Origin of the sequence: Calidithermus roseus, from assembly GCF_003574095.1 — a bacterium.
GTDB lineage: Bacteria > Deinococcota > Deinococci > Deinococcales > Thermaceae > Calidithermus > Calidithermus roseus.
Map to the genome: position 1 here is coordinate 31,870 of NZ_QWLA01000022.1, position 12,368 is coordinate 44,237.

A 12,368-nucleotide genomic window follows, 5' to 3' on the forward strand; every position below is an offset into this window, starting at 1 on the left:
CCGCGGAAGGGGGTTCACCAAGGGATGGCTGGCCTTCAGTGCCGGTGCCCGGCTGAGGGGGGCGGCTTTAGCGGCGTTCCCCCGCGTTCGGCCAGCAGTTGCTCCATCAGCGCGATCTCGAGGATCTGGCTCCTGGCCATGGCCAGGAGCAGCTTGCGCGGCAGCTCGCCCTGCACTTTTGGCAGGGCTTCGGTGATCATGGGGATGGCCCCTTGGTGGTGGCGGATCATGAGCTGGAGGAAGCGTACCTCGGCCTCGCGGCCCGACTTCCGCGCCAGGTCGTCTATCTCGGCCCTGCTGGCCATGCCCATCGCCGCCAGCATGGCCGCCTCAAAACGGGCCGAGCGGCTGAAAGGCCGCTCCCACGGAGGCAGCCAGGCGTTCATCTGGCCGATCTGGGCCTCCTGGGTGAGGTAGATGTCGCGGGCCAGGGTTTGCAGGTTGGGGTCGGAGGTGCGGGCCTCGAGCAGCCGGGCCAGTTCGACGGCCTGGGCGTGGTGGGGGATCATGTGTCGGGCGAAGGCGGCCTCGGGACCGGAGCGCCAGGTGCTCAGGGCCCAGACCCCGGTGGCGAGCAACGCCAGTGCCAGTAGCAGCGCGAGGTTGCGGAGAGTCATGCCCTAACGAACCGGGTTCTCCGGCCCCCGACCCCGGTAGGCGTCGATGAAGGCAGCCGCGGCGGCGGCGTCCCAGTTCTCCAGCCGCAGTAGCTTGGTCCAGGCGGTGAGTTCGATGGTCTGTCCGAGCCCTTGCTTGGGCACCACCACCAGCCCGTCCCACTGGCCCCGGTAGCGGCTGGCCCAGGCCCGCAGGGTCTTGAGCGCCTCCTCCGAGGGCTGGTCGTAGTAGATCACCACGTTGCCGTGCTCGAGGGAATGCACCAGCTTTTCCCTGGGCTCGCTGCGGCTGTAGAAGCCCGGCTCGGTCCAGTTGAACCAGTGGGTGCCCGAGGTGGGCGGGTCGGTGGCGTAGCTCAACGAGGTGCCAATATTGGCGTGGCTGCGCCCATAATCGGGCTGGCTCTGCACCTGGGCCAAAGCCGGTTTGCCTTGCTCGATGAGGCTCTCGAGGCTGGGCACCCCCTGCTGGCTCTGCCAGCGCATAAAGCCCCAGCCCGCCACCGCCAGCACGATGACCCCGCCGATCACCCAAGGCCAGGGGCTGGGCTTGGCTTTGGATGCATATTTCATGGCCTGTTTTCTCGCGCTCTTTCCCATACGCCCATCCAAACTACCCCATTCTGGATGAGAGCAATTGGGACTTCAGCTTGTCTTCAGCTTGGACCTGGTATGGGCTTAAGGCTGCGTGAGCATTCTTGGAGGCGGAGGTAAGAGCGATGAAGCATAAGTATCTGGCCGGTCTGACCCTGACCCTTCTGCTGGCGGCTTGCGGAACCCAGAATCCCGGCTCTGGCGGCCTGAGCCAGCAAGACGCCAGGGCCCTCTCCGAGGTGGCGGCTGGAGACCTCGCCCTCGACGGCGGCCTGCTGGCCGATGCCCGTGGAAGCACGAGCCTTCAAGCAGCAGCCCTCTCCGAGGGCGCGTTCAACGCCATCGGCTACAACCTGCCCCGCCGGATCATCCACCTGCTCAACGCCCTGGGCGCCTACCTACCCCCTGTTGGCTCGGGCGAGTGCAGCGTGACGGTGAGCCCTCCCAACTTCGTGGATGCCGACGACGACGGTGTGCCCGCCAGCATCACCGTGACCTTCGATTGCGCCGGAACCCGCGCGGGCGGCGCCAGCTACACCACCGAGGGCAGCGTGAGCCTCAGCGACACTAACGATGCCTTGCCCCTGAGCGGCTATAGCGTCAGCTTCAATGGTTTTCACACCGTCGTGACCCGCGACGACGGCACCGTCATCGATCGCAGCCTCGAGGGCAGCTTCACCCTTGACAAGAGCGACGCTAGCCTCTACACCATCGCCAAGAACTACAGCCAGGCCGTGAGCGTTACCACCGGCGGCAACACCTACGACGGTAGCGCCCGGTTAGAGGTCGAAAAGACCTACGCTCCCGAGCTCCCCGATACCCCCTGGGCTAAGGGCACCATCACCATCGCCCAGGACAACCCCGGCAGCCTGACCTGGGAGCGCGGCGGCAGGGTGCGCAACCTGATCTGGTACACCGATCCCACCCTTCACTGGAACCGCGCCGACTGCGCCAGCCCTGCCCGCCTGCTCAACTACGACAGCGGAGCCAAGGTGTGGGTCTATACCCGCCCCAACGGCGAGCAGGACACCCTGCGTCTCGAGTTCACCGGCTGCGGTGAGTTTACGGTGACGCTCAACGGCGGGGCGGTGGAGTGAAGGGCGTCGATAGGTAGCCAAACGCAAAATGCTGTGGGTAGGTCGGGTCCGAGACCCGGCCCTTTTCCCGCTCACCGTTCTGTTTTCAGGGCCTTCCTTGGCCTGAGCAACTGGGGAAGCTGGCTCACCAGCGTCGCGCCCAGGATTAAGAACCCCCCCACCAGCCCCTGCACGCCCAAGCGCTCGCCCAGCAGGAAGTAGGCGAAGATGGCGGCATAGACGGGCTCGAGGGTGAAGGCGATGGCGGCTTCGGGGGCGGGGACGGTGCGCTGCCCTAGCGCCTGCAGCCAGATGCACAGGGCGGTGGCGACCAGCCCCAGGTAGAGCATCTGGGCATAGGGAAAGCCTGAAGCGCTCCAACCGGGGCCTTCCCAGGCGACCCACAGCCCCGACAGCAGGGCCACGCCCAGCATCTGTACGCCGGTGATGGGCAGCGTGGGATAGCTGCGCACCGCCACGAAGTGCTCGAGGCGCCAGATGTAAAAGGTATAGGCCAGCGCGGTTCCCAGCGTCCACACGTCGCCCAGGTTCGGTGGGGAGCCGTCGTAGGATAAAAGCCCCACGCCCGCGATCGCCATCATCGCCGCCGCCCACACCGGCAGGCGCAATTTGTGTCCGATGAGCCCGAGAAACATCGGCAGAATCACCACGTAGAGCGTGGTGATGAAGGCGCTGCGGCTGGCGGTGGTGTACTCCAGTCCGATGGCCTGGGTGGCGTAGCCCAGCCATAGGTAAAAGCCCAGCTCGAGCCCCGCCCGCCATACCCTGCGCTCCAGCCGCAGCAAAAAAGGCACGAAGCACAGCGCCGCCACCGCAAAGCGGGCCAGGGTGATCTGCGAAGCGCTGAGCGACTCCAGCGATTGCTTGATTACGACGAAGGTGGTGCCCCACAGCAGCGTGGCGACGTTGAGGTAGAGCAGTCCCAGCAGGTGATCGCGGCGCACGAATCAGAGTCTACCGGGTCGGAGGGTCACCCTCACAATAACTTCCCGATGGATCACCCGCCTCAGCATGCGCTTGAGCAAGCGGCTGAAGACGAGGGGGAAAGGGTAGTCAAGCCAGATGGCGGTGTCGGTGCGAGAGAGCAGGATGTCGCGGATGGCGCTGTAGTTGCCCTCCGTGACCCAACGGGGCCCTTCGGTGGCCTTTTCGACCCTGGCCCGGAACTCGAGCTCGGGCGTGGGTATCCAGCCGGGGTTCCAGTGCAGGGCGTCGGTCTCGAAGTAGGGCAGGCCCAGATGCTCGCTGAGCCGCCTGGCCAGGGTGCTTTTGCCGCTGCCGGTGGTTCCGAATACGACGATCCGCTCCAAAGGCATAGAACTTCAGAATACAACGTGGGAAGGGGCAAAGGTCGATGGGCAAGCGGTGACGAGCCAAGAATCCCACGCACTTCCTGCCACGCCCCGCCACGGCGTGGGAGTGTCAACGGAAACCCACCAAGGTGTAGCTTGGAATCTGCCGGGCAAACTCGGGAGAAACCCGAGCCCCTTCTCTTCAGCAGCCAAGCCCACTGCTCAGTGCCACTCGATGAGGGGGACGCCCAAAATAAGCAGTTCCCACCAGCGTAGCCGCATTTTGAACCATGAACGCCAGACCATGCTTCGTAATAATACAGAATTGATCCTGGATGTGCAATTCCATAGTTACTATGGACGCTGTCTATATAGACAGCCTGCCGTCTGCTCGAGCGCCCTCGAGTTCGCCTGAGAATGGACGCGGCACTCACTTGCCGAAGCGCCGTTCGCGACCCTGGTAAGCCCGGATGGCCCGCAGGAAATCCACCCGGCGGAAAGCGGGCCAGAAGGCGTCGAAGAAGTAGTACTCGCTGTAGGCGGCCTGCCACAGCAGGAAGCCTGAGAGCCGGATCTCGCCCGAGGTGCGGATGATGAAGTCGGGGTCGGGGACGCCGGCGGTGTAAAGCCGCTCGGAGATGTGCTCCATGTCGAGTTCGGCGGCGAGTTCCTCGGGGCTTTTGCCGGTGCGGGCGGCCTCGAGCAGCAGGCTCTTGACCGCGTCCACGATTTCCTCGCGCCCACCATAGCCCATGGCGATGTTGAGCAGCATGCCCTCGTGGTGCTTGGTGGCCTCCTCGAGCTCCTCCAGCGCCTGCAACACCTTCGGGGGGAAGCGGTCGTGGCGCCCGATGACCTTCACCCGCACCTCGTTGGCGTGGATGCGCGGGTCCTGGGCCATGCGCCTGGCCTCCTTGACGAAGAGGTTCATGAGGGTCTCGACCTCGAGCTGCGAGCGGTTGAAGTTGTCGGTTGAGAAGACCCAGATGGTGACGGTGGGGATCTTGAGCTCCAAGCACCACTCCAGCACCTCGTAGGCCTTCTGCACGCCGAATTCGTGGCCCTCGTGGCCGGCGAGGCCCAGCTCGCGGGCGAAGCGTCGGTTGCCGTCCAAAATCATGCCCAGGTGGCGGGGCACGTGGCCCTGGCGCACCTCGGCCTCCAATCGTTTCTCGTACCACCAGTACAACGGCTTGAGGGCCACGCGCAGCACGTTGATGAGCTGCTGCCGCGCCGAGTTTTTGCGGGGAATTGCGGAGGTGTCTACTGCCATGCGTGAACCTCGAGGCTCAATCCAAAGCCCATTCTAGTGCCCAGACCCTGCCTGGTTCGTTCGATTTCAATGGCCCACTTGGTCCGACAATTTTCCCTTGACCGCGTACATCTCGCGGTCGGCGTGGCGGTACAGTGCGTCGGCGTCGGTGCCGTCGCGGGGGTAGAGGGCCAGGCCGATGGAAGCGGTGACCTCGAGGGCCCGGTTGCCGATGCGCACGCTGGTGTTGACCTCTGCTCCCAGCTTGCGGGCGATGCGCTCGGCCATCTCCACCGAGGGTAGGTCGGCCAGGATGACACCGAACTCGTCGCCGCCCAGCCGGGCCACGGTGTCGCTGGGGCGCACGGCGCTGGCGAGCTGGCGGGCCACGCTGCGCAATAGCTCGTCGCCGGTGGCGTGGCTGAAGGTGTCGTTGACTTTCTTGAAGTTGTCGAGGTCGATGTAGAGCACGCCCACCAAGCGGCCCTTCTCCTCGGCCCGCTGCATGGCCTGGGCCAGACGCTGCTGGTAGAGCATGCGGTTGGGCAGCTTGGTGAGGGGGTCGTGGGTGGCTTGGTACTCCAGCTGCTCGATGAGTCCCTGGCGGTCCACGGCGATGGCGGCGAGGTCGGCGACGATGTGGGCGGCGCGCACGTCGGGCTCGAGGGGGGTCGGGCTCAGCACGGTAAGCGCGCCCAGCACGTTGTCCTTGGAGATCACCGGCAGCGTCAGGGCGCTGCGGTATCCCGCGCGCAGCAGGGTCTGGCGCGTGGCAGCCTTCAGGCGCTGGTTTTGCTCGAGGTCGTCTAGCACCGAGGCTTCGCCCTCCTGCACCCGGTAGCCCAGCGGCCCCATGGTGCCGCCTTCGAAGAGCTTGCGGAGGGTCTCGGGCAGGTTGGCACTGGCGGCGAAGCGCACTCGGCCACTCTTGAGCACCTGGATGGCGCAGGCGACTTCGGGGAGTTGGGAGGCCAGCATCTCCATGAGCACCTCGAGGATGTCCTCCAGCTCGGCCCCTCGGGCGATGAGCTCCAGGGCCAGGTTGCGGTCGCGCTCCAGACGCACCGCGCGCTTGTGGTCGGTCACGTCCACGATCAGGCCGCGCAGCCGCACGGTGCCGTCCACCTCCCGCAGGGCCGAGATGCGGTCTTGGAACCAGTGCAGCCGCCCGTCCCTGTCGAGGGCGCGGTACTCGACCTCGGCGGTCTCGAGGGTGATGGCCAGAGTACGCAGCCGCTGGGCCACCTGCTCGAAGTCGCTGGGGTAGAGCACCCTGGGCCACACGCTCTTCTCGCGCGGGCCCAGAAACTCGCTCATGCCATAGCCCAGCACCCGCTCGATCTGGCGGCTGACGAAGGTGAAGACGAGGCTATCCTTGTGGAACTCGGCCTCCCACACCACGCCCTCGAGGCTGTTGACCAGCTCCTGGTAGAGCGTGCGCGACTTGCGCAGCTCTTCCTCGGCCCGCTGGCGTTCGGCCAGCTCGCTCTTGAGCTGGTCGAAGAGGTGGGCGTTTTCCAGCAGGGGCGAGGCGGCCCTGGAGACCGCCTCCACCAGCGCGATCTCGTTGCGTCCGAACCGACGCGGCTCGTAGCTGTCGAGGCCCAGCGTGCCCACCACCCGCTCCCCGGCCAGGATGGGCACGATCAGCATCGAGACCACACCAAAGTGCTTGGCGGCCTCGCGGCCCGCGCCCATGCGGGGGTCATTCTGCGCGTCGAGCACGGCTATGGGCTTGCGGGTCTTGATGACCTTCTGGGTAATGACGTTGCCCTTGAGGGGGATGCGCTCGTTGAGGCCGGTGCGGTGCTCGAGGCCAAACTCGGCCACCACCGTGAGGTAGTGTCCATCCTCCGACATGCGGGCAAAGCCCGCGTGCTGCACGCCCACCACCGCCACCAGCTCGCTGCAAATGACGTTGAGCACCGTCAGGGGCTCGAGGGGGGCCCCCGAGGTGGCCACGATCTGCTTGAGCATGGTGGCCTCGCGCAGTCGGCGCTCGAGTTCGCTCTTGCTGAGGGCAGTGATGGGGGTCGGGCGAGGTCGGGCTTTCATAGCGCGTGGTGGGTTCTGCTTATCGAGATCATACCCTTTTTGCATCCCTCACCTTGGTTTGGTGGAAAAACGGGAAAATTTCGCAAGACGCAGGGGTGATCGGAGCCGCTGACCAAACCCCGCCAAAGGCGATAGGCTTGAAGCCGTGCGTCTGGTCGAACGAACGCCTGAAGTCAACCTCGAGACCCTGCTCGCCCACTTCGTGCCGCCGCCACGCTACAGCGGGGCCACTTTCGATTCCTACCACCCCGACCCCCGCTTTTCCTCACAGGCCACCGCCAAGGAGCGCCTGGGTCGCTGGGTGCGGGACCGTCCCCAGGGCTTTTTCCGCAAGAAATTGCCCGATCCGAGGGGAATTTACCTCGATGGGGGCTTCGGAGTGGGCAAGACCCACTTGCTGGTAGCCGCCTACTGGCAAGCCCCCGAGCCCAAGGCCTACCTCTCCTTCGAGGAACTCACCTACGCCGTGGGCCTGATGGGCATGGCCCAGGCGGTCGAGCGCTTCGGGGGCCTGGCCTACCTCTTCATCGACGAGTTCGAGCTCGACGACCCCGGCAACGCCCAGATGGTCACCAACCTGCTGGGCCAGACCATGGAAAAGGGCCTGCGCGTGGCGGCTACCTCCAACACCCAGCCCAGCGCCTTGGGCCAGGGCCGCTTCAACGCCGAGCAGTTCCGCATTCAGATCCAGAGCCTGGCCCGCCGCTTCGCGGTGGAGAGCATCGACGGGGAGGACTATCGGCACCGCGACTTCCAGCACCCCCCGCTGCCTTTAGACGCCGAGGAACTCGAGGAGCTCTATCACGAGGAGACTCGAGCGGCCAGCTACGACTCCTTCGCCGAACTCTTCTACCTGCTGCGCGGCCTGCACCCTATCCGCTACCGTTACCTCTTCGAGTCGCTCGAGGTCGTCTACCTCGAGGGCTTGGCCCCCATCCCCGACCTCAACGACGCGCTGCGCTTCGTGCACTTCATCGACAAACTCTACGACCGCGGCCTGCAGCTTCGGGCCTCGGGGGTGCCGCTGGAGCAGATCTTCCTCGAGAGCTACCGCCACGGGGCCTTCGCCAAGAAGTTTGGCCGCTGCTTGTCGAGGCTATCGGAGTTGCTCAGCCAGCGCTGAGGCATCCGGTAGCTCGACGCCGCTCCCGCCGTACACGTATGCTCGGGCCATGAAGATCACCACCATCGTCCTCGACTCCGTGGGCCTGGGTTACCTTCCCGACGCCTCGCGCTTTGACGACGAGGGGGCCGACACCCTCGACCACACCGTGCTCAAGACCGGCGTGGAACTGCCCAACCTGGCCGCGCTGGGCCTGGGCCACGTGCCGGGGGTTCACACTTTGCCCAAGGTCGAGCGGCCCAGAGGGGCCTTTGGCCGCATGCGGGAGGTCAACCCCGGCAAGGATACCTCGACGGGGCACTGGGAGTTCGTGGGCATCCAACTCGAGCACCCCTTCCAGGTTTTTCCACAGGGTTTTCCACAGGACTTCCTGCAGCGCTACGCCGAGCGCATCGGCGTGGGGGGCTGGCTCTTGAACCGGCCCTACTCCGGCACCGACGCCATCCGCGACTACGGCGACGAGCACCTGAAGACCGGCTTTCCCATCGTCTATACCTCCGCCGACTCGGTGTTCCAGGTGGCGGCCCACGTCGGCAAGGTGCCCCTCCAGACCCTCTACGAGTGGTGCCGCGTGGCCCGCGAGATGCTGGTGGGCCCGCTGGCCGTCGCCCGCGTGATCGCCCGCCCCTTCGAGGGCGAGCCCGGCCACTACGCCCGCCGCGAGGACCTGCGCAAGGACTTCGCCCTCGAGCCCCCTCCCAACGTCCTCGATGTGCTCAAGGGGGCCGGGCTCGAGGTGGTGGGGGTGGGCAAGATCCCCGACATCTACGCCCACCGCGGCTTCACCCGCGAGGTGAAGTCGAAGGATAACGCCGACGGGATTGCCCGCACGCTGGGGCTCATGCGACAGGACTTCTCCGGCTTGGTCTTCACCAACCTCGTCGACTTCGACGCCAAGTTCGGCCACCGCCGCAACCCCGAGGGCTACGCCGCCGCCCTGCGCGACTTCGACACCGCCCTCCCCGGCATCCTGGCCGGGCTGGGGCCAGACGATTACCTCTTCATCGTCTCCGACCACGGCAACGACCCCACCTGGCGCGGCACCGACCACACCCGCGAGTACGGCATGCTCCTGGCGGTAGGGCCGGGCCTGGCCGGGCGGGACCTGGGCACCCGCGAGACCTTCGCCGACCTGGCGGCGACGTGGGCAGGGTTGTTCGGGCTCGAGTGGGGAGGGCCGGGGAGGCGGATCGTGTGAACGCCGACGGCCGAACGCTGAACGCGGGTCGTACGTCCTACGTCGTACGTAAGACGCGTCGAGGGCCAGGGAGGGGTTACCACACGCCACGAGCCTCCCGCGGACGGCTGAAGGATGAAAGCTGACCGCTGCCGGCTTTTCCCTTCACCTCACCACGATGTTGAGCAGCTTCCCGGGTACGTAGATCTCCTTCACCACCTGCTTCCCGTTGATGTGCACCTGCACGTTGGGGATCTCGCGGGCGATGCGCTTGATCTCGTCCTCGCTGGCCTGCGCGGGGACGGTGGCCTTGCCGCGCACCTTGCCCGAGACCTGCACCACCAGCTCGAAGGCGTCGGCGACGAGGGCGTCCTCGTCCACGGTGGGCCAGCGGGCCTCGAAGACCGAGGAGTTGTGGAACTGGTGCCACAGCTCCTCAGCGATGTGGGGGGCGAAGGGGGCCAGGAGCTGGATGTAGTTGAGCGTGGCCAGGCGGAACACGGGGGAGACCGGGTTTTCCTTGCGGTAGTCGTACATCGCGTTCAGGAGCTCCATCAAGGCGGCCACGGCGGTGTTGAAGCGCAGCGCTTCGATGTCCTCGCCCACCTTCTTGATGCTCTGGTGCAGCTTCTGGTAGAGGGCCTTGTCGGCGGCGCTCAAGGCTTTGGGGTCGTGCACGTCGCCCTGGGCCTTGAGCTCGGCCAGGTTCTCGGCCACCAGGCGCCAGACCCGGTTGAGGTAGCGCCAGGCGCCCTGCACGCCCTCCTCGGTCCAGATCATCTCGTTCTCGGGCGGGGCGGCGAAGAGGATGGTGATGCGGGCGATGTCGGCACCCTGCTCCTTCACGAAGGGCCCCACCATCACGCCATTGCCCAGGCTCTTGGACATGGTGGCGGGCTTCCAGAAGTGGATGCTGCCGTCGTCGTGAGTGCGCAGCTCGGCTCCGCTCTTCTTGGCTTCCTCTATGCTGAGGGTCTCGGGGAGGTCGAGTTTGACCCGGCGGTCGTGGGTCAGAAAGCGGATTTCCTCGCCGCTGACCTCTACGGGGCCCACGTCGGTCCAGCCCTGCACCATGCCCTGAGTGAAGAGGCCATCGAAGGGCTCTTCGACCTCCACCATGCCGATATCGTGCAGGAACTTGGTGAAGAAGCGGGCGTAGAGCAGGTGCAAAATGGCGTGCTCGATGCCGCCGATGTACTGGTCTACCGGCATCCAGAAGTTGGCCTTCTGGGGGTCGAAGGGCAGGTTCTCGTTGTGGGGGTCGGCGTAGCGCAGGAAGTACCACGACGAGTCGATGAAGGTGTCCATGGTGTCGGTGTCGCGCCGGGCCTTTTGCCCGCACTTGGGGCAGTCCACCTCGTAGAACTCAGGGTGGGCGGCCAGCGGGCTCTTGCCCTTGGGCCGGATGTCCTCCACGTCCTTGAGGGTGGGCAACTCGACGGGCAACTGCTCGTAGGGCACCGGGACGATGCCGCAGCTATCGCAGTGGATCATGGGGATGGGGGTGCCCCAGTAGCGCTGGCGGCTGATGAGCCAGTCGCGCAACCGGTAGTTGACCTTGCCCTCCCCGATGCCCTTTTCCTCCATCCAGGCGATGATCTTCTTCTTAGCCTCCTCGACGGAGAGCCCGTTGAGGAAGTCGGAGTTGATGGCCGGGCCGTCCTCGGTGTAGGCCTTGCCTTGCCAGCCGGCGGGGGGCTCTACGGTACGGATGATCTCGAGCCCGAACTTCTCGGCGAACTCCCAGTCGCGCTCGTCCTGGCCCGGCACCGCCATGATCGCGCCGGTGCCGTAGCCCGAGAGCACGTAGTCGGCGACCCAGATGGGGATCTCCTTGCCGTTGGCCGGGTTGATGGCGTAGGCCCCGGTCCACACCCCGCTCTTCTCGCGGTCCTCGCGCTGGCGCTCGACCTCGCTCTTCATCTTGGCCGCAGCGACGTAAGCTTCCACTGCCTCTTTCTGCTCGGGGGTGGTGATCTGGGCGACGAGCTCGTGCTCGGGGGCCAGCACCATGAAGGTGGCCCCGAAGATGGTATCGGGGCGGGTGGAGAAGACCCGGATCTTCGCGTCGTGACCCTTGACCTGGAAGTCGAACTCTGCCCCGGTGCTCTTACCGATCCAGGCCCGCTGCATGGCCTTGACCTTCTCGGGCCAACGGGGGAGCTTATCGAGGTCATTCAGCAGCCGCTCGGCGTAGTCGGTGATCTTGAGGTACCACTGCTCGAGCTCGCGCTTCTCGACTAAAGCCCCCGAGCGCCAGCCGCGCCCGTCGATGACCTGCTCGTTGGCCAGCACGCTCTGCTCGACCGGATCCCAGTTGACCAGGCTCTTCTTGCGGTAGGCCAAGCCCCGCTCGTACATCTTGAGGAAGATCCACTGGTTCCACTTGTAGTACTCGGGTGTGCAGGTGGTGACCTCGCGGCTCCAGTCGTACTGGATGCCCATGAGGGCCAGCGACTCCTTCGACTGCCTGATGTTGCCATAGGTCCAGTCGGCAGGGCTGACGCCGTATTTGAGCGCGGCGTTCTCGGCGGGCAGGCCAAAGGCGTCCCAGCCGAAGGGATGCAGCACCGAGTAGCCCTGTTGGGTGCGGAAGCGGGCCAGCACGTCGCCCATGGTGTAGTTTTTGAGGTGGCCCATGTGCAAGTCGCCCGAGGGGTAGGGGAACATCACCAGGATATAGCTCTTGTTGGCGCCGCCCTCCTGCGCCTTGAGCAGGCCGGTCTGCTGCCAGTACTTCTGCCACTTGGGCTCGAGTTCGTGCGGGTTGTATTTGTCCATGCTCATCTTTACCTGTTCCTCGTTCTTACAGTAGGGGTTCTTGAATCGGACGGTTGCCGTGCATCGTCGTTGGGACGCTCGCTGGCCCATGGCCCGATTTGGGGTACTAAAAATCCCCCTTCGACGTGAAGGGGGAGGCCGGACACCTGGCTTCTTAGCAGGGGCCTCCCAATTGCCCTAGTAGCCGTCCGGCAAACCTCATGGGTTCATGATAACACGCTTTGCCGCCGGGAGGCCCCAGAAGCGCAAGCCCGGGTGTGTCCCAAAAACAACCCAATAGCCTAGACTGAGGCATGAGCCCACTACAAGAGCGGTTGATGGCGCTGATTGGGGAAGCGGAAGCGAAGGGTAAGGGGATGAAACTGGCCCAGCTGGAGCAG

10 protein-coding genes are annotated in these 12,368 nt (G+C 65.4%); 3 read left to right on the forward strand and 7 right to left on the reverse strand.

Features of this window, described 5'->3' with window-relative positions; genetic code table 11:
* Positions 1-35: 35 nt before the first annotated feature.
* Both Mrose_RS07310 and Mrose_RS07315 read right to left on the reverse strand, forming a co-directional pair.
* Positions 36-617, reverse strand: coding sequence for a DUF305 domain-containing protein (locus Mrose_RS07310; RefSeq protein ID WP_119276926.1), 582 nt, complete (start codon positions 615-617; stop codon positions 36-38).
* 3 nt (positions 618-620) lie between these two features.
* Positions 621-1,190: a DUF3105 domain-containing protein gene (locus Mrose_RS07315; RefSeq protein ID WP_245969681.1), complete on the reverse strand. Its 570-nt coding sequence runs from the start codon at positions 1,188-1,190 to the stop codon at positions 621-623.
* A 146-nt stretch (positions 1,191-1,336) separates the two neighbouring features.
* Here Mrose_RS07315 and Mrose_RS07320 point away from each other — a divergent pair, with 146 nt between their 5' ends.
* The gene (locus Mrose_RS07320) at positions 1,337-2,308 is read left to right on the forward strand and encodes a hypothetical protein (RefSeq protein ID WP_119276930.1); all 972 of its coding nucleotides are present in this window, start codon (positions 1,337-1,339) and stop codon (positions 2,306-2,308) included.
* 71 nt (positions 2,309-2,379) lie between these two features.
* Here Mrose_RS07320 and Mrose_RS07325 read toward each other — a convergent pair whose 3' ends face one another.
* The 4 genes from Mrose_RS07325 to Mrose_RS07340 form a co-directional block, all read right to left on the reverse strand.
* Positions 2,380-3,252: a DMT family transporter gene (locus tag Mrose_RS07325; RefSeq protein ID WP_119276932.1), complete on the reverse strand. Its 873-nt coding sequence runs from the start codon at positions 3,250-3,252 to the stop codon at positions 2,380-2,382.
* A 3-nt stretch (positions 3,253-3,255) separates the two neighbouring features.
* Complete coding sequence (locus tag Mrose_RS07330; protein ID WP_119276934.1) at positions 3,256-3,624, reverse strand: EutP/PduV family microcompartment system protein; 369 nt, start codon at positions 3,622-3,624, stop codon at positions 3,256-3,258.
* Between the two features lie 406 nt (positions 3,625-4,030).
* A complete protein-coding gene (locus Mrose_RS07335; protein WP_119276936.1) occupies positions 4,031-4,873 on the reverse strand; it encodes an isoprenyl transferase in 843 nt (280 codons plus the stop codon).
* A 66-nt stretch (positions 4,874-4,939) separates the two neighbouring features.
* On the reverse strand, positions 4,940-6,907 hold the full coding sequence (locus Mrose_RS07340; RefSeq protein ID WP_182482717.1) for a diguanylate cyclase domain-containing protein: 1,968 nt from the start codon (positions 6,905-6,907) through the stop codon (positions 4,940-4,942).
* Between the two features lie 145 nt (positions 6,908-7,052).
* On the opposite strand from Mrose_RS07340, the gene zapE reads away from it, so the two are divergent.
* Positions 7,053-8,030: a cell division protein ZapE gene (gene zapE / locus Mrose_RS07345; protein ID WP_119276940.1), complete on the forward strand. Its 978-nt coding sequence runs from the start codon at positions 7,053-7,055 to the stop codon at positions 8,028-8,030.
* A gap of 49 nt (positions 8,031-8,079) precedes the next feature.
* Complete coding sequence (locus tag Mrose_RS07350) at positions 8,080-9,228, forward strand: phosphopentomutase (RefSeq protein ID WP_119276941.1); 1,149 nt, start codon at positions 8,080-8,082, stop codon at positions 9,226-9,228.
* 144 nt (positions 9,229-9,372) lie between these two features.
* On the opposite strand, the gene leuS is transcribed toward Mrose_RS07350, so the two are convergent.
* Positions 9,373-11,988 (reverse strand): leucine--tRNA ligase, encoded by a 2,616-nt coding sequence (leuS, locus tag Mrose_RS07355; RefSeq protein WP_182482720.1) that lies wholly within the window; start codon positions 11,986-11,988, stop codon positions 9,373-9,375.
* Between the last annotated feature and the right edge of the window lie 380 nt (positions 11,989-12,368).

Bases quoted from the DNA above. Each gene is read 5' to 3' on its own strand.
- Mrose_RS07310 (WP_119276926.1), bottom strand. From the start codon at position 617: ATGACTCTCCGCAACCTCGCGCTGCTACTGGCACTGGCGTTGCTCGCC.
- Mrose_RS07315 (WP_245969681.1), bottom strand. From the start codon at position 1,190: ATGAAATATGCATCCAAAGCCAAGCCCAGCCCCTGGCCTTGGGTGATC.
- Mrose_RS07320 (WP_119276930.1), top strand. From the start codon at position 1,337: ATGAAGCATAAGTATCTGGCCGGTCTGACCCTGACCCTTCTGCTGGCG.
- Mrose_RS07330 (WP_119276934.1), bottom strand. From the start codon at position 3,624: ATGCCTTTGGAGCGGATCGTCGTATTCGGAACCACCGGCAGCGGCAAA.
- Mrose_RS07335 (WP_119276936.1), bottom strand. From the start codon at position 4,873: ATGGCAGTAGACACCTCCGCAATTCCCCGCAAAAACTCGGCGCGGCAG.
- Mrose_RS07340 (WP_182482717.1), bottom strand. From the start codon at position 6,907: ATGAAAGCCCGACCTCGCCCGACCCCCATCACTGCCCTCAGCAAGAGC.
- Mrose_RS07350 (WP_119276941.1), top strand. From the start codon at position 8,080: ATGAAGATCACCACCATCGTCCTCGACTCCGTGGGCCTGGGTTACCTT.
- leuS (WP_182482720.1), bottom strand. From the start codon at position 11,988: ATGGACAAATACAACCCGCACGAACTCGAGCCCAAGTGGCAGAAGTAC.